This window comes from Sphaerimonospora cavernae (assembly GCF_042435035.1).
GTDB classification, from domain to species: domain Bacteria; phylum Actinomycetota; class Actinomycetes; order Streptosporangiales; family Streptosporangiaceae; genus Sphaerimonospora; species Sphaerimonospora cavernae.
Genome location: NZ_JBHMQT010000039.1, coordinates 1 through 15,147, shown reverse-complemented (window position 1 = coordinate 15,147; position 15,147 = coordinate 1). Strand labels below are relative to the sequence as shown.

17 protein-coding genes are annotated in these 15,147 nt (G+C 67.9%); 9 read left to right on the top strand and 8 right to left on the bottom strand.

Features of this window, described 5'->3' with window-relative positions:
* Nucleotides 1-26: 26 nt before the first annotated feature.
* The 3 genes from ACFHYQ_RS18585 to ACFHYQ_RS18575 all read right to left on the bottom strand — a co-directional run bounded on the left by ACFHYQ_RS18585 (nt 27) and on the right by ACFHYQ_RS18575 (nt 3,426).
* Nucleotides 27-1,244: a helix-turn-helix domain-containing protein gene (locus ACFHYQ_RS18585; RefSeq protein ID WP_394302426.1), complete on the bottom strand. Its 1,218-nt coding sequence runs from the start codon at nt 1,242-1,244 to the stop codon at nt 27-29.
* A 190-nt stretch (nt 1,245-1,434) separates the two neighbouring features.
* Complete coding sequence (locus tag ACFHYQ_RS18580; RefSeq protein WP_394302425.1) at nt 1,435-2,151, bottom strand: 5-formyltetrahydrofolate cyclo-ligase; 717 nt, start codon at nt 2,149-2,151, stop codon at nt 1,435-1,437.
* A gap of 15 nt (nt 2,152-2,166) precedes the next feature.
* The gene (locus ACFHYQ_RS18575) at nt 2,167-3,426 is read right to left on the bottom strand and encodes a helix-turn-helix transcriptional regulator (RefSeq protein WP_394302424.1); all 1,260 of its coding nucleotides are present in this window, start codon (nt 3,424-3,426) and stop codon (nt 2,167-2,169) included.
* Between the two features lie 233 nt (nt 3,427-3,659).
* Here ACFHYQ_RS18575 and ACFHYQ_RS18570 point away from each other — a divergent pair, with 233 nt between their 5' ends.
* The 3 genes from ACFHYQ_RS18570 (at nt 3,660) to ACFHYQ_RS18560 (ending at nt 5,024) form a co-directional block, all read left to right on the top strand.
* A complete protein-coding gene (locus ACFHYQ_RS18570; protein WP_394302423.1) occupies nt 3,660-3,896 on the top strand; it encodes a hypothetical protein in 237 nt (78 codons plus the stop codon).
* 92 nt (nt 3,897-3,988) lie between these two features.
* Nucleotides 3,989-4,207 carry a hypothetical protein gene (locus tag ACFHYQ_RS18565; RefSeq protein ID WP_394302422.1) on the top strand — a complete coding sequence of 73 codons (219 nt, stop codon included), beginning with the start codon at nt 3,989-3,991 and terminating at the stop codon, nt 4,205-4,207.
* A 370-nt stretch (nt 4,208-4,577) separates the two neighbouring features.
* Nucleotides 4,578-5,024 carry a hypothetical protein gene (locus ACFHYQ_RS18560; protein WP_394302421.1) on the top strand — a complete coding sequence of 149 codons (447 nt, stop codon included), beginning with the start codon at nt 4,578-4,580 and terminating at the stop codon, nt 5,022-5,024.
* A gap of 9 nt (nt 5,025-5,033) precedes the next feature.
* Here ACFHYQ_RS18560 and ACFHYQ_RS18555 read toward each other — a convergent pair whose 3' ends face one another.
* Together ACFHYQ_RS18555 and ACFHYQ_RS18550 are read right to left on the bottom strand one after the other, a co-directional pair.
* A complete protein-coding gene (locus ACFHYQ_RS18555; protein WP_394302420.1) occupies nt 5,034-7,007 on the bottom strand; it encodes a hypothetical protein in 1,974 nt (657 codons plus the stop codon).
* A 43-nt stretch (nt 7,008-7,050) separates the two neighbouring features.
* Nucleotides 7,051-7,236: a hypothetical protein gene (locus tag ACFHYQ_RS18550; RefSeq protein ID WP_394302419.1), complete on the bottom strand. Its 186-nt coding sequence runs from the start codon at nt 7,234-7,236 to the stop codon at nt 7,051-7,053.
* A 440-nt stretch (nt 7,237-7,676) separates the two neighbouring features.
* Between ACFHYQ_RS18550 and ACFHYQ_RS18545 the strand changes: the two genes are divergently transcribed.
* Entirely contained in the window at nt 7,677-8,258 is a 582-nt protein-coding gene (locus tag ACFHYQ_RS18545; protein WP_394302418.1) for a TIGR03086 family metal-binding protein, read from the top strand.
* A gap of 108 nt (nt 8,259-8,366) precedes the next feature.
* On the opposite strand, the gene ACFHYQ_RS18540 is transcribed toward ACFHYQ_RS18545, so the two are convergent.
* The 3 genes from ACFHYQ_RS18540 to ACFHYQ_RS18530 all read right to left on the bottom strand — a co-directional run bounded on the left by ACFHYQ_RS18540 (nt 8,367) and on the right by ACFHYQ_RS18530 (nt 10,429).
* Nucleotides 8,367-9,125: a peptidylprolyl isomerase gene (locus tag ACFHYQ_RS18540; protein WP_394302417.1), complete on the bottom strand. Its 759-nt coding sequence runs from the start codon at nt 9,123-9,125 to the stop codon at nt 8,367-8,369.
* Between the two features lie 166 nt (nt 9,126-9,291).
* On the bottom strand, nt 9,292-9,591 hold the full coding sequence (locus ACFHYQ_RS18535) for a DUF2795 domain-containing protein (protein WP_394302416.1): 300 nt from the start codon (nt 9,589-9,591) through the stop codon (nt 9,292-9,294).
* Between the two features lie 286 nt (nt 9,592-9,877).
* Nucleotides 9,878-10,429, bottom strand: coding sequence for a hypothetical protein (locus tag ACFHYQ_RS18530; RefSeq protein WP_394302415.1), 552 nt, complete (start codon nt 10,427-10,429; stop codon nt 9,878-9,880).
* Between the two features lie 174 nt (nt 10,430-10,603).
* On the opposite strand from ACFHYQ_RS18530, the gene ACFHYQ_RS18525 reads away from it, so the two are divergent.
* The 5 genes from ACFHYQ_RS18525 to ACFHYQ_RS18505 all read left to right on the top strand — a co-directional run.
* Nucleotides 10,604-12,172 (top strand): hypothetical protein, encoded by a 1,569-nt coding sequence (locus ACFHYQ_RS18525; protein WP_394302414.1) that lies wholly within the window; start codon nt 10,604-10,606, stop codon nt 12,170-12,172.
* 243 nt (nt 12,173-12,415) lie between these two features.
* Nucleotides 12,416-13,414, top strand: coding sequence for a Rieske (2Fe-2S) protein (locus ACFHYQ_RS18520; RefSeq protein ID WP_394302413.1), 999 nt, complete (start codon nt 12,416-12,418; stop codon nt 13,412-13,414).
* The gene (locus tag ACFHYQ_RS18515) at nt 13,411-14,001 is read left to right on the top strand and encodes a hemerythrin domain-containing protein (protein WP_394302412.1); all 591 of its coding nucleotides are present in this window, start codon (nt 13,411-13,413) and stop codon (nt 13,999-14,001) included. The genes ACFHYQ_RS18520 and ACFHYQ_RS18515 overlap by 4 nt, the downstream gene beginning before the upstream one ends.
* An 11-nt stretch (nt 14,002-14,012) precedes the next feature.
* Nucleotides 14,013-14,510, top strand: a complete 498-nt coding sequence (locus ACFHYQ_RS18510) for a hypothetical protein (protein WP_394302411.1) — start codon at nt 14,013-14,015, stop codon at nt 14,508-14,510.
* A 44-nt stretch (nt 14,511-14,554) separates the two neighbouring features.
* Nucleotides 14,555-15,147: cytochrome b/b6 domain-containing protein (locus tag ACFHYQ_RS18505; protein WP_394302410.1), on the top strand; the 593-nt coding region annotated here is incomplete at its 3' end.

The following is a 15,147-nucleotide window of genomic DNA, read 5'->3' as shown; positions in this document are numbered from 1 at the left end:
GCCTGGTGGCGCTCAAGAGTGTTCGGTCATGGGCTGTGCAGTTCCCGGTATGCCTCGCGTAGCTCGGCGGCCTCGGGTACGCGCCGCGATTCCAGGGCGGTGATGACCTCGGCTGCCCGCCAGTAGTTCGAGGGCACCAGAAGCCCACTCGTGACGGCGGTGAGCGTCGCGTGCCCGGCCTCGTCGGGTTGGTCGGCGGCCAGGAGCGCGAGCGCCAGGTCGAGCCGTGCGGACACGGCCCTTCGTGGGCGCGGTGGGCCGTCGGTCGTGGACTCCAGCCGGGCGAGTACGCCGCGGGCGTACGGCTCGGCCGCCGGGTCGCCGAGCCACGACAGGGTGGTCGCGGTGTAGGCGTCCGACTTGGCGGGGTCGTACCGGTAGTGGTGTTCAGGCTGATCCGGAGTTGGCAGTGGCTCCACCAGGTGCGCGACCCGGCTCAGCGTGACGCGGGTCTCCTTGGCGGCGCCCAGGCGTGCCCAGGCTCGGCCCTCCTGGGCGGTCGCCTGGATGTACGCCGAGCTGCCCCGCGGTGCGACTCGCTGCGCTGTCTGGGACAGCTCCAGTGCTCGCCGGAAGTCACCGGTGGTGAGGACCTGCCATGCCTCCGTTTCCAGGCACCAGGCCGCGATCTCCCGGTGCTCGGTGTCCCTGGCGAACTGGGCGGCGGTACGAAGCCGCGCCGCCGCTCCCGGGAACCGGCGTAGGTCGATGAGGCAGGTCGCGGCCAGCAGCGAGAGCCAGCCCCCGGCCACGAGGAGCCGGCGATGCTCGGTGAGGGTCTTCTTCGCGTTGACGAGCTGGGAGACGTAGGTGAGATGACGGCGCACCCGCTCCAGCAACTCGCGTGGCGGCGTCCCGGGATAGGCGACCGCGAGATCGTCGACGGCCAGCTCCAGCCGTTCGAGTGTCGATCCTCCGATATCGCTCGCGGCAGCTCGGCGGCCCAGCTCCAGAGCGTCCAACTCGTCGTCGCCGTCGGCAGCGCTGCTGCTGTCGCCGAACAGTTCGGCCTCGCTGGTGCCGAAGGCCCGGGCGTACAGCATGCGGTAGGGATCGCGCGGCTCGTTGTGTCCGGCCTCGTACGCCTTGATCCGGCGCACGATCGTCTCCCGAACGGGAAGTCCTCTACGGGTTTCCTCGTCGGCGGCCTCGACGAGTCGGCGGGCCATCTCCTTCTGGCTCCACAGCCGATTGCGCCGCTCGGCGCGCAGCCGTACGGCCCATAGGGGGAGCTCGGCGACCATCGCGTTCACCTCTTCGTCGGACTGGGGGTGTCTTGACCATCCCCAGTGTCCCCCGATCACATTTGTGATGTGGGAGTTACGCACTGTTGTTATTGGAGGTGGCGATGCGGAGATCAGCCTCGTAGCCAATGGGAATCGTCGTCGCTCATGCCCCCAGCGTAAAAAGGCGATACACGCAAAGTGGAGTCCCTCACGTGTTCGTACGGCGAGCCGCGAGCGCTGGGATTGCGGTGATCATTTCCTGGGGCAGGTTGTCCCAGTAGAGACCACGCGGTCTGCGTGGCGGCCCGCACTCGATGATCTCGTCAGGTGTCACGATGAGATCAACTCTGAAATCGTGCTCGGCCTCGGGCGGGTCTTCGTCGACGACCTGCAAGGAATGCACTGTCGTCACGATGGTGGTGTCCGGGCCGATCAGCCCGGCCTCTTGGAGTAGCGCCACCTCGATGTCGGAGTAGCCGGCGCCCTTGCCGAGCCGTACGCCTTCCCGATTGACCGCGACGCTGCCGCACACGATCAGGTCGACCGGCTGCATCTCCGCTACGTCGACTTTGCGTGCCACGGTTGCGGCGACCTTGCTGGAGGCGGCCTCATGAGCGGGCACGGCCAGCGTCGCCGGATCGAGGAGGTAGAACGGCTTCGCTTCGGCCAGTCTGGGCACGGCCATGTAGACGAGCTTGCCCTCGGTCAGCGCCCGCGCCCGTACGGGAAGCTGGGCCTTGTCCGGCACAGCCTTGATGACCGCCGCCTCCCGCCAGACCGCTAGCTCCGCGAGCCGATCGGCGGCGGCGTCGGCTCCGAAGAATGTCGGGATGCGGCCGCGGACACCGGGCGGAACAACTCGCTCCCGTTCCAAAAGTACCCAGATCCGTTCCCGGACCGCCTGCTTGGCCTGGTCCTTCTCCATGCTGATCACGTCTCCTCATGCAGCAGCGACAAGGGCGAACAACCGGTCGTACACGTCCCGGATGACTGGAGCTTCCCGCCATGGCCGGAGCTCCCGGCCGACGCTGAACACGATGTTGAACCCCCCGCCGCCCCGTGTCCTCGCCACCACGTCGATGGCGCTGTTCAGCGATGCCGCCGCCATGTCAAGCTTCCCCTGACGGACGCGAGCGAGAGCCAGATTACCGAGCACGATCGCTTTCGACTTGGGTCGACCATGGAGGGCTTGAGCGGTGCTCTCCAGGATCGACTCCGCCCGCTTGGCGTCGTTGAGCAGCAGGTAACACGAGCCCGCGAGCCGGCCATGCTGGGCAGGCGAGAACATGTCGATCGCCGCATCCACTGTGCTGATCTGCTCGAAGCAGGTCTCGGCTTCGCCCAAGGCATGTTCGCAGTCCGGTTGTCGCCGTCCGAGCGTCGCGTAGGCCTCTGCGGCATGGAGTAGCCCCAGGCCACGCAACACCAGGCTGCTGTGCCCGGCGCGCTGGGCCGCCTGTAACGCCAGGTCGAGCGCGGCTTGTGGGTCCTTCTCGGTGTAGAGCGCGACGAAGCTGGTTCGTAGAAGCGCGTGTCCTTCGGCGGCCAGATCGTGAATCTGCCGGGCTGCCGCCACCGCCTGGGCAAGGTAAGCCCGGGTAGTCGCGTGATCGCGTCGCTGGGAGGCATCCCAGACCAGTTGCCCCATGAGCGTGGCCGCCTCGGCCTCCACGGTGCACAGCTCGCGCTGGACGAGACTGGATGACGCCTGAGTTCTGAGGAAGGCCACCTGGCCGAAGTGCTGCCCCGCGTCCACCAGCAACGATGCCGCCGAGACGTTGTCGTACCGCGCACCCAAGGCGTGAACACGCTCGCGTATGCGTGCGACGGCAACCAGGTCGACGCTGCCGGGATGCTTGATGGCGTAGTTCAGCCGCTCGTCAGCCAATGCCCCGGACTCGTCGGGCAGGCCCTCCCGCGTTTCCTTTCCCTTGCTGGATGCTACGTGCTCTCCGAAGAGATCTTCCTCGCTCACACCGAACGCTCGTACGTACAACAGCCGGTACGGATCACGCGGTTGATTATGTCCGGCCTCGTATGCCTTGATGCGGCGGACGATCGTCTCTCGAACGGGAAGTCCTCTTCGTGTCTCCTCGTCGGCGGCTTCGACGAGGCGGCGGGCCATCTCCTTCTGGCTCCACAGCCGGTTGCGCCGCTCGGCGCGCAGCCGTACGGCCCATAGGGGGAGCTCGGCGACCATCGCGTTCACCTCTTCGTCAGACCCGGGAGTGTCTCGACCACCCTTAGTGTCCCCCGTTCACATCTGTGATGCGGGGGTTACACAGTGTTGTATCTGGGGGTGACGACGTGAACAAGCGGGGTCCGCAGGCGCTGCAACGCCGTACGGACCCCTGAACCAGGAATCGAGGTCCTGATCCTGTGACAGACGATAGAGCCGTTTCCCCTGCTTCGGGGTTCGCCGGATGGCGGATCATGCGTAGCGACGCCGGTCGGTTGTGGGCCTCGCGGGAGCGGTCTTTCCCCGTGGCCGCCGAGCGGGCGGGGGCGTGGCGTACGGTCGACGCCGACGATCTGCGTGAGCTGGGCCAGGCCATCGCGCAGCAGGAGAGCATCGCCGAGCAGGCCGGCCCTCCCGGGCAGGAGAGCACGCCCAGACAGGAGAGCCCGGTCGGGCTGGGGAATGCGGCCGGCCTGGCGGCGACGGCGTGAGCGGTTGGCGGCCGGACCCGGGTGAGTTTCCTCCGTACTGCCTGGGCCTGCATCTGCCGCCAGAGTAGTCCGATTGTGTGCGGTTGCGGTGGATGCCCGACCCAGATCGCACGTCGTACGCGCGGGTCGTCCAGCACACATGTGACGACTGCATGCCCGTCTCGTGCGAGCTGTGCGCGGCCGGGGGGTTGAGGTTCATCCGCCGGACCGACCGCAGCCGGGGCAGGCCGGTGGTGCGGGAGAGCGAGCGGTTGATCACCTGCCGGGCGCGTGGCCTGTGGCGGGATCTGCTGCTGGGTCTGGCCCGCTGAGAGCTGCCTCGCCGGTCGCTGTTGACCGCGATCGGCGGGGCTCGGGGCGGCCTTCCCGGACGCCGGCCACCGCTGCCCGGCAAGTTGAGCCGGCCGCCTGCCGTACTTCCCCCGTGGCGGCAGGCGGGCCACGACGCGGCCCCGAGGTCTGAAGGCATGCACCTCGGGGCCGCCGTCCAGTGCAGACGAACCCGGAAACAAGGCGGAAAGGCGCCGATTATTTCGGCTGGCGAGCAGGGCTTTCGGCTATGGGCTATACCTCGCTGGGCGAGAAGCCTGCTCTGGGTATTTCCGCAAATCAGACGTACGATGGGCCGGTTGCTTGACATGATGGAGTGTGATACGTGGACCAGGTTGTCTGGAGGATCGCATGGGGCTTCACGCGTGGCGCATCGTATCGATTTCCCTGGTAGCCGGGCTGGTTCTGTCTGGATGCGGCGATCCAGAGCCCACTGTGGCCGAGGCTGAGAAGGTCCTCAAGAGTCATACCGGCCAGATTTTGAAAAATGTATTTGCTGTTGACATCGAGGTGACCGACCTCGGCGATAAGAATATCCCCTGCGGAAACGATAGGTACAAGCGAACCTACGCTGTCAAGGCAAGGGCGGGCGCAGGATCAGGGGATCCCGAAATCGTGACTCTCATGCTGATCGGCACCCTGGACTCAGTCAGCGACTATAAGCTTATAAAAGATGGCATGACTCAGACCTATCAGCAGGCAGTCAGCGTCAAATACCGCCACCGACTCGTGCTTTCCTCTCCGGGTAAAGGCAGGATTGAGGTGCGAGGTGAGACAGAATGCTTGCCGTTAACATGAAGCCGAATATCATGAGTAGGGTGATGGGCCTCGAACTTCTACGACTTTTCTTGCTCCTAGAAATGTCTCCTTGGTTACTGATTGCGCTTCGCCGAGTTGGGTTTTGTCCGTTCCGCCGGAGCCGTTGGCGATGAGCCAGTTGTCGAAGTTCCGTACGGCTTCCTTGTTCTTGGCGATCTCGGTGAAGGGCAGCAGGGCGCCGTCGTCGCCGACGATGGGCGCGTTGGCGAAGCGTGGGTCGTCCGGCGGGACCTTCGGTTTGAAGCCGTTGGACATCAGCACGTTCGCCAGCCAGGTTTCGCGGGCCATCGACGCGATGCGGTCTTTGGCCTCGAGCTCGCTCAGCCGGCTCTTGTCCGGGGTGAGCAGGGGCTCCACGCCGAGTGGGCTGAGGCTGGAAACGCCCACCCACAGGGCCTGCCCGGTCAGGCCGGGGATGCCCATCCCCAACACGCCGAGCGCCGCGCCGTAGGCGAACATCTCCTTCTTGACCCAGGCCTGGTCGTCGGCGTCGAGTTTCCCCTGGACCTCTCGCTCGGTGGTGAACTGCATCCCCGCGACATACCCCAGCGCCCGCATCGTCCGTTCGAGATGGTCGGTGCTCTTGCCGTTGTCCAGTTTCGCCGCGGCGTTGACGATCCTGCCGGTGAGATTCCCCATCCCCTCTTCGAACGGCTTGATGCCGGCCGGGGAGTCCGCGAACGTCTTGACGAACTCGTAGGTGTCTTTCGGGCTGAGGCGAAAAGCCGGATTCAAGCCCGGCACGATGGTCTTCACAGGTTCGAAGGCGCTGTCCTGGGTGCGGTTGGCGTCGCTGAGGTTGGCCCCTTCGGTGATTTCCGTGGCGTACGACCCGGCGATCTCGGCCATGTGCGTCCGCATCGGCCGCAGCACGCCAAGTCCGGGCAGCTCCCGGATCACCTCGAAGGCGAATCGCGAGGCCTCTGGGGAATGGGCCCCGTCCTTCTCCTCGTACGCTCCCGACGCGGTCGCCAGCACCTTGCCGAAGACGCCGGCGACATCGTCGCCCGCACCGGCTCGTCTGGCGTAGTCCAGGAACAGTTTCATCGTGTCGACCTGGCTGAGCTTGACCTCCTCGCCGCCCAGCTGGGCGAACGCGGCCCGCGCGGCCTCGCCGTCCCCGGCCAGCAGCTCCAGCGCGAGGGCGACCACATCGGAGGAGTAGCCGTACGTCTTCGTCTCGTGCGGACCCGCGCCACCCCAGTCCCGCCTGGGGTTCTTGGCGAAGTCGTCCAGTGCGAGTGCGCGGGCCGCGGCCACGCGGTAGGCCGTGGGCGCTTTCGCCCCCGCCAGCAGCGCCAGCCGGTCCCACGCCCCCGCCGGACTGGCGGGTTTGTTCAGCAGCTCGGCCTTCACCTTCTCAAACGCGGGGATGCGACCGGGTGCGCGCAGCGCCGCCCCCAGCACGGCGCTGAACGCGGCCAGGTCCTGTTTCGCGCTCGGGCTGCCGGTGTTCATCAGGAGGTTGGGCAGCGCGTCGCGCACCGACGCGGGCAGCGTGGCGAAGAACGCCGCCGCGGCCGCGGGATCCTTGGCCAGCCGGGCGAGTTCCTCGATGTGCGCGTGGACCAACTCGCCCTTGGACTCCGCGCTGATGTTGTCGCCGGCCAGGATGCCCCCGCCCCCGAGGTTCACGTCTCCGCCGTACATCAGGGCCAGGTTCCGGCCGGCCGCGAGACTGTCCAGCGCGTCGGGCAGGTGGGCGAAGGTGTGATCGTCGGTACCGTTCAGCGCTTTGATCAGTTCGGCCCGCTCGGCGAGCATCGGGGTCTGGTTTCTGCCCCAGTCGGCGATGGCGGCGATCTGCGCCAGTGGCGCGGTGCTGATCTCGTTGGCCCGCAGGCGCCCTTCGAACTCGGCGGTGAACTCGGTGAGCCGGTCGGCCGCCCGGCGCAGGTCGGTCGCCATGGCGTGCATCGCGGCGGGGTCGATGCCGCAGAAATCGCCGGTGGGAGATGCCATCGCGGGTCCTGTTCTCGAAACCGGGGCCATGGGGTCAGGGATGTCAGGTCAGCTGCCGCCGGATGAGCTCGGCATGGGAACGTGGCACCGACGCGGGGTGCCGCTGCAGTTCCTCCTCGATCGCGTGGACGATCTGCCGTACGAGCCGACCCAGACGGTGGTGGCGGTCGCCCACCTCGTCCGTCCACTTTTTAGCGGTCGGTCCTGTCCAGACCTTTTCCGACTGCATCGACGCATAAGGGTGCTGGTATGCCTGTTCGACCTCTTGAGAGCGGTTATGTACTTCTCTGAGAAGTTCCACCAGTTGCACGTGGCGAGGATTGGGCACCATCTCCTCAGCCACGCCGCCCCCCCGTTCCCGTCTTCCCGTGCCCGCCCCCGCGTCACAGTAGATGTCAAAGGTAGGCATCACCCAATAGCACCGGCAACCCCGAAATATCAGGACACCTTGGCGGCAGCACGCCCCCGGAACGGCTGAGGCTTTATCACATCCGAGACGGACAGGTTCCATCCCAAGTGGAATCTTATCCACACCGAAATCGCGCCACCCTGTGATGGGTCAATTACTTGGGGTTACAGGCCGTCGTTCTGTCGATTCTGGGCGGTATGGATCGACATGTAAGTAGGGACACTCTTTCAGGACCCACTGACGCGTGAAAAGGAACCACCATGGGTGAGTACGTAGATCCCCTCGGCATGCTGGTGCGGGCCCTCGACCAGGCCGGCACCGTCATCGCCAAGGTCCAGCCCGAGCAGGCGGCGCTCCCCACACCGTGCCGTTCCTGGGACGTACGGGCGCTGGTCAACCACGTCGTGGACGAGGTGCACCAGTTTGCCGTGGTGACAGCGGGAGGAAAGCGGAACCATCTCGGCGTCGACGTCATCGGCGACGACTGGACGGGGGCGTACCGCGCGGCGGCCGACGAGCTGATCACCGCCTGGCGACAGCCGGGTGCCCTGGAGCGGCCGCAGCGCCTGCCGTTCGGCGAGATCCCGGCCACATGGGCGGTGGGCCAGCACGTCACCGAGTTGGTCATTCACGCCTGGGACATCGCCAAGGCCACCGGCCAGCCGACCGACCTGGACCCCGAGCTGGGGCGGGCGGCGCTGCGGTGGGGGCAGGACAATCTCCAGCCGGAGTTCCGCGGTGACGAGGCCGACGGGCATCACATCGGCCCCGCGGTGCGGGTGCCCGACGACGCGCCGCTGTACGACAGAGTCGCCGCCTTCGGCGGCCGCGACCCCAACTGACCCGCCGGCGGGGCGCCCCACCTCGGTGCGGCGGAGATGGGGCGCGTCCGACGTGAGAAACGCGAACACCGGGCACGCCGGCGACGGCCGGGCGGCGCGTGTGATCGACTAGCGGCAGATCCGGGCGTGCTTGATGTCGACCGGAAGGACGGGCTTGCCGTCCACCGGCGGTGTCGGGCCTTCCGGGGTGGCCTCGATGCCGCCGGCGGCGATGCGATCCAGGGCGGCGAGCCCGGCGGCGTCGACCGTCCCGAAGACCGTGTAGTTGGGTGGCAGCCCCGAGTCGCCGTAGACCAGGAAGAACTGGCTGCCGTTGGTGTCCGGTCCGGCGTTGGCCATGGCCAGCACGCCGCGCGCGTACGTCTTCCGCGTCCCGGTGGTGTCACCCGGCCACGGGGGCAGATCGCCGGGCAACTCGTCCTTGTATTGATAGCCCGGCCCGCCCTCGCCGGTGAAGCTCGGGTCGCCGCACTGCAGCACCTTCAGCCGGTCGTACGCCGTCAGGCGGTGGCATGAGGTGACGTCGTAGAACTTGTGCCGGATCAGGTGTACGAAGCTCTGCACCGTGCAGGGCGCCTTGGCCGGGTCAAGCCTGAGCCCGATGGCGCCGTGGTTGGTCTTGAGGACCGCGGAGACTCGCCGGGTGGGAGTGCGGCGCGGGTCCGGCGGCAGCGGCACCTTCCGTACGGCCGGATCGTCCGGAGTCGCGGTGTAGTGACAGGGGCCCTTCGTCGTCCTCGGCGGTTTGCCTCCGGCCGCGTCCGCGGCCGCCGAGGCGGGCATGACTCCGAACGCGACCAGTGAGCCCGTCGTCGCTGCGGCCATCGCGGCGCGCGCCGCGAGTCGTAAGACTGCTCTGTCAGACATGTCGTCCTCTCGGGGGGTGATCCACAGGCTCTCTGTGGTTTAGACGATCTGACAAATGCAGTCAAGAGGATGTGGCCATCGACAGTGTCGACGCGGTCTGGCGCGTGGGCAAACCGCTGGGCGAGGAGGCTCGCCGGACGCAGGCTTCTTCCCTGATCGCCCAGGCTCAACGTGGTTCGCGCAGGTGCTCCGCGACCCGGCCCCGTCCCCCGGCGGACCGTTCCCTCGCCAGCCTGGTCTCCTCGTCCGCCGTGAGGCCGGCCTCCTGTGAGGGATCGCGTGGAATCGAACGCAGGACCTCGTCCAGGTTGTCGTAGCTGCCGAGCGGCAGGGCCGCGAGCACACGGATCACGGGCTCGTCGGCTCCGGTCTCTTCGGCGCACCGTACGACGTCGTGCTTGTCCGCGGGATAGTCCAGTGAGGACAGAGCGCGGCGGACGGATTCAACATCGGTGCCTCGTGTCATGTCGTCCCCTCCTTCGCCGACGGCCCGCCGTCTCGCGGACATGCCGCCCAGGGCGAGTCCGTCGTCTCTCCGGCTCTCGTTACCCGGCCCTGGCCGGTGAACACCGCCAATCCGGCACGGCAACGTCCTGAAGGGTCGTGGTCTTGGAGATGGGCCGAGCCCCAACGCGGAAACACGAATGCCGGGCTCCCGGATTTTTCGTCGGGAGCCCGGCACTGGCGACGATGTCCGCAACGACCTGGGGATGCGGCTCAGTCAGAAACGGGCCACTGGAGTGATGTGGGTTTCAGGTGAAGAGTTCCTCGGTGGAGTTCACGGTGACGGCGCGGCGAACCCAGGTCGTCAGCAGATCGAGGTCGTTGCAGCGAGTGATCCGGTCGCGGGTCTCGGGGGAGATCTCCATGCCGCGGGCATCGAGTACGGTCAGGATCGCCTTCGCTTCGCCTTCCGCGAGCCCTTCTTGCCGCCCTTGGTCGATCCAGTCGGTCACGTACGGGCGGGCGAGGTCCTTGGCGCGCTTCAGCAGGTCGCTGTTCATGATCATGAGCTCCTTCAGGTACTTTTGCGCCACGTCCGGTAGCTTGTCGAGCACGTAGTGCAAATATAGCTCGGCCTGCTCCGCTTCCAGAGTGCTCAGTCCGGCGAGCATGGCCTGGAGCGCGGCCGGTTCGATCTCGCCGGTCTTGGCGTTGAGGATGGTCGACAGTACGGCGAGTTCCGGGGATGCGCGGGCCCGGTCGGGGTCGGTGATCGACGCGATGCGGCCGGGATGGATGACCAGCGGGGTGATGATGCCGCTGGGGCCCAGGGTGATGGGCTGCTCGCTCCAGCGGCCCACCGCCGCATCCCCACCTCGGGAGGAGTTCTCTGCGTCCGGGGCTGAAGTGCGAACTGGTGGAGGGCGGTCCGAACTCGTAACGTCTGCTGCCGACTCTGACGATTTACATGTGGTATGGCTGCAGAGCGACCGGTGTGATCGTCCAACGGGACGACGAGACCAGGCGAGGCGATCGTGACCACTCAAAGCCCCCGGGCGACCACCGGCGGCGGGGACGGCGCGGCGTACGGCAAGGCGGCGGTGACGGCGACCGCGTGGCTCGGCCACCCGGTGACGATGGCGGCCGTCGCCCTGCTCATCCTCAACGATCACCTGTTCAAGCGCCTGTGGCCTGGTGTGGTCACCGGCAAGCTCAGCGACTTCGCCGGGATGCTGGTCGCGCCCCCGCTGCTGGCGCTGCTGCTCGAGTCGGCGATCCTCGCCGCGCGAGCGGTGGGCCGGGCCGTACGCCGGATTCCCGCCCCGCGCCTCGAAGCGGGGAAGTGGATCGCAGCGGCGGCGATCCTGCTGACCGGGGGACTCTTCACGCTCATGAAGACGACCGCGGCCGGAGCCGAGGCGGCGGCCGCCGTGTGGGGCCTGTTCACGCCATCCGCCCAGGTGATCGCCGACCCGACCGACCTGGTCGGACTGCCGTTGCTGGCCGTGGCCTGGCTGGTCCGGGGTCGTGCCGCACAGGGCCTGGACGCGTACCGGGCGGTTCGGCGGGCCCGGACCCTGGTCGTGCTGCCCGCCGCCGTCTTCGCGGTGGCCGCCACCTCCGCCGGACCCCCGGCGCCGTCGGCCCGGCATGTCGAGGTACACGGCTCGACGATCGTTGTGTTCCTCGGCTCGGAGAGGGGCGAGGGCCTCGAGGAGGGGTGGGCTCTGGCCACGAGTGATCAGGGCCGGTCGTGGCGCGAATGGAAGGGTGCGCCGTCGGGGCACCGGAACACCAGAGCGTGCGTGCCCGGTGAGCCGCGGCGCTGCTACCGGGTCGTCCCGCTGCGGCTGAAGGTCGAGCAGACGGCCGACGGCGGAGCCACCTGGTCGACGGCCTGGGAGATCTCGCGGGGACGGCAACGGCTGCTGGACCGGCACTACGAGAACCCGGACCGGTACGGCATTCCGTCGGACCCGGCCGCCTCGGTGGCCGTGGCGGTCCTGCCCGTGACCGGGGGGCACCTGGTGGCGGTCGCCAACCGGACAGACGGGGTCGTGCTGCGCGACGTGGCAGAACGGTGGCATCGGTTCGGCTTCGTCGATTACGGCAGCGGGCTGTCCGAACGGGCGGCCGTACCGCTCGCCGAGCCCGGCGAGAGAACCGGCAGTGAGATCAAGGCGGCCGGGATGGCCGCGCTCGCCGTACTGCTCGTCACCCTCGGGTTCGCCGGAGGCGCGCGGCGCCGACCGGCCTGGTTCGTCCTCTCGGGGCTGACGATGTGGTCCGGCGCACTGCTCATCGCGATGAGCGGAAGAGATATCGCCGACATGATGTCGGCGGGCGCCGGCATTCTGCTGATGCTGCTCGGCGGCACGGGCGTGCTGATCGTCTACACGCTCAGCCAGCCACTGCGAGGGGTGCCCGCCCTCGTCGCCGCACCGTTGACGTTCGCCGCCATCTACCTGCCGTTCCTGGGCTGGAGCGCCGGATGGCCCGATGACTACGGCGTCGCCGTACTGTTGGCGATCGCCCTGTGCGTCGCGGTCCTCGCCTTGGGCGTCCGCCTGATGAAGCGGGCATGGCGGGACGATTCCCCCTGAATCGACTCCCAGGAGTTCTGCCGCACATCGTCACGTGCCCCCGTGCCCGCCCGTACTATGTCTGGTTTCAGGTCGTTTGGGGTTTATGTGCCGATCTGTAGGGCACCAGCAATAAGCGCCGTGCCCGCCTGGGGCTGACGGTACGGCGCAGCATGCCACGGCTGGCCGGTCCGGCCGGCGACATCTCCTCGGATCCTCCCGGTGCGTCCCCGGGGGATCCGATGCACGAGATTGGAGTCAGGAATGGCTCAGCACGCTCTCGAACGGCTGATGCGGAAGATCGAGGGCCAGGAGTGGCTCGACAGACCGGGCCACACGCTCGAGCACGGCTACGCGTTCGTCCAGAACGTGTTCGGCCTCTCCCAGGGACCGGTCCGCGGATTCCTGCACGGCGTGTGGTTCGGGCATCCGCTGCACCCGGCGCTCACCGACGTGCCGATCGGGTCTTGGACGACCGCGATGGTCCTCGACGCCATGGGGGCGGGGAAGGGCCGGCGTGAGCGTGAGGGATACCAGCGGGCCGCGCGGCGGGCCGTCGGGCTCGGGGTGGTGGGCGCCCTGGGGGCCGCGGTGACCGGTCTCACCGACTGGCAGTACACCCATGACTACGCCCGGCGTCTCGGCCTCGTCCACGGCGCGCTCAACGCCGTCGCCCTCGGACTGTACACATGGTCCTGGTGGGAACGCAGACGGGAGCGCCACGGGCGGGGGCGTCTGGCGGCCATGCTCGGTTATCCGCTGGTGGCCGTCAGCGGATACCTCGGCGGCGGCCTCACCTTCCGCCACCTCATCGGAGCCGACCAGTCGGAGCAGGAGGCGGACCGGCTCCTTCAGCCGCGCGATTTCACACCGGTGCTGCGTGCCAACGAACTGCAGGAGGGGACCCCGCGCCGCGTGGAGGCCTGCGGCGTGGGCGTGCTGCTCGTCCGGTCGAACGGTCAGATCCACGCCCTCGGCGAGACCTGCCCCCACCTGGGCGGCCCGCTGTCCCAGGGCTGGCTGCGGGACGGTTCGATCGTTTGCCCCTGGCACGGATCGGCGTTCGATCTGGAGACCGGGGAGAGCCAGAACGGCCCGGCCATCGCACCGGTGCCGCGATTCCAAGCCCGCGTCCGTGACGGCCGCATCGAGGTGCGCCGGGTGCCGCCCGTGGTGAGCGCCCCCCCGGGGAGCGCCCTGACGCGCCAACAGGAGATGCCGGTTCAGCCGCCGCGGCCTCGCCAACGGGAGATGCAGCCATGAAGAAGGGGACACAGGTTCTCACCGACCGGAAGAAGCAGACCACTGAGGTGATCACTCCGCCGAAGACGGCGACACGGATGCTCTACGAGCATCACGGAGTCCTGCGCGGGATCGTGGAACGGCTCTCGCGCACCTCTCGTGACGACATCGAGCAGCGGCGGTCGCTGACCGACGAGCTGTACAGCGAAGTGCAGATGCACGAGCGGATCGAGGAGCACATCTTCTACCCCGCGATCAGCGACTTCCATCCGAAGCTCGACGCCGCGTGGTCGGAGCACCGCCAGATGACCGACCAACTCGCCGCGCTGTTGCGCGCCGATCCCGGCGGCGCCCGGTTCGAGGAGGAGCTGCGGCTGATGCACGACGTGCTGGAGGCCCACGCCCATCTGGACGAGGAACTGGAGATGTTCCCCGAGGTGGAGAGGCTGATGGACGAGGCGTGGCTCGTGGAGATGGGCGAGAGGCTGCAGGACCGCCTGGATCGGCTGCGGTCGTCCAGGACGCTGCGGGCACGGCACCGGCTGGAGCGCATGATGCTGCGCGGACCCGGGCGGCTGATCGCGCGCACCATGCGGCGCGGGTCGTAGGAGCGTGAGCGGTGACCACAGAACAGATTCGCCGGTCGGGACCGCTCCGCTGGACGGGAACGGGAAAGCTCGTCTCGTTCTACCGGTACTTCGCCTTCAACGCGCCGAAGACGACGACGGCCGGGGGCATGGCGCTGCTGGCGGCCACCGCGGTGGCCCAGATGTTCCTGCTGATCCGGCACTCCGCCGCTCCGGCCTACGTCGTCGTCTGGTTCCTGCTGATGATCATCGGCTCGCTGCTGGCCGCTTTCGCGATGTCGGTGGGGTCCGTTCCGGCGCTGACGCGGTCGGGGTGGGCCCTGGGCAGCGCGGTCTCGCTGGCGTCGATCGCGATGTACTTCGTCAGCCGTGCCGTGGGGCTGCCCGGCCTGCCGCAGATGCTCGGCCACTGGCACTATCCGCTCGGCAACGTGACGCTGGCGATCGGCCTGTTCTTCCTGGGCCTGCACTTCTCCGTTGTCACCGGGATGAACGTCGCATACCCAAAGACCCGGGGCTGGCATGACTGACGACAGGTCTATCTGACAGCCGATCCGATGAGGGGGCCATCGCGATGCACAACGACTTTCCGGCCTGGCTGCGGATCGAGCACTGGCTGAACGTGCTGTTCGTCACCCTGCTCATCCGCAGCGGGATCGAGATCCTCGCCACCCACCCGAGGCTCTACTGGCGCAACCACAGCAGGCCGGGCACGGAGTGGGCGAGGTTCACCCGCAAGACCATGCCGAAGGACAAGCTGTACGACACGATGGACGAAGAGGAGGACTACTCCCCGATCGTGTCGTTGCCCGGCCACAAGAAAATCGGGATCGGCCGGCACTGGCACTTCTTCACCGTGATGGGCTGGCTCCTGCTCGGCATCTCGTACTGGGTCCTGCTGTTCGCCACCGGCCAGTGGCGCCGCTATCTCCCCACCTCGTGGGACATCTTCCCGGCGGCCTGGCACGACCTGGTCACCTACGACGCGTTCCGGCTGCCACCGATGATGCCGGGCCAGCCGTTCGACGCGCTGCAGAAGCTGAGCTACGCCGGGGTGATCTTCCTGCTGGCACCGTTCCAGATCCTCACCGGACTGGCGCAGGCTCCGGCGATCGAGGCGCGGTTCCCGTGGTTCGTGCGGATGTTCGGCGGCCGGCAGGCGGCGCG

Bases quoted from the DNA above. Each gene is read 5' to 3' on its own strand.
- ACFHYQ_RS18520 (WP_394302413.1), top strand. From the start codon at position 12,416: ATGGCTCAGCACGCTCTCGAACGGCTGATGCGGAAGATCGAGGGCCAG.
- ACFHYQ_RS18540 (WP_394302417.1), bottom strand. From the start codon at position 9,125: ATGTCTGACAGAGCAGTCTTACGACTCGCGGCGCGCGCCGCGATGGCC.
- ACFHYQ_RS18545 (WP_394302418.1), top strand. From the start codon at position 7,677: ATGGGTGAGTACGTAGATCCCCTCGGCATGCTGGTGCGGGCCCTCGAC.
- ACFHYQ_RS18560 (WP_394302421.1), top strand. From the start codon at position 4,578: ATGGGGCTTCACGCGTGGCGCATCGTATCGATTTCCCTGGTAGCCGGG.
- ACFHYQ_RS18585 (WP_394302426.1), bottom strand. From the start codon at position 1,244: ATGGTCGCCGAGCTCCCCCTATGGGCCGTACGGCTGCGCGCCGAGCGG.
- ACFHYQ_RS18575 (WP_394302424.1), bottom strand. From the start codon at position 3,426: ATGGTCGCCGAGCTCCCCCTATGGGCCGTACGGCTGCGCGCCGAGCGG.
- ACFHYQ_RS18550 (WP_394302419.1), bottom strand. From the start codon at position 7,236: ATGCAGTCGGAAAAGGTCTGGACAGGACCGACCGCTAAAAAGTGGACG.
- ACFHYQ_RS18580 (WP_394302425.1), bottom strand. From the start codon at position 2,151: ATGGAGAAGGACCAGGCCAAGCAGGCGGTCCGGGAACGGATCTGGGTA.
- ACFHYQ_RS18570 (WP_394302423.1), top strand. From the start codon at position 3,660: ATGCGTAGCGACGCCGGTCGGTTGTGGGCCTCGCGGGAGCGGTCTTTC.
- ACFHYQ_RS18565 (WP_394302422.1), top strand. From the start codon at position 3,989: ATGCCCGACCCAGATCGCACGTCGTACGCGCGGGTCGTCCAGCACACA.
- ACFHYQ_RS18555 (WP_394302420.1), bottom strand. From the start codon at position 7,007: ATGGCATCTCCCACCGGCGATTTCTGCGGCATCGACCCCGCCGCGATG.
- ACFHYQ_RS18515 (WP_394302412.1), top strand. From the start codon at position 13,411: ATGAAGAAGGGGACACAGGTTCTCACCGACCGGAAGAAGCAGACCACT.
- ACFHYQ_RS18535 (WP_394302416.1), bottom strand. From the start codon at position 9,591: ATGACACGAGGCACCGATGTTGAATCCGTCCGCCGCGCTCTGTCCTCA.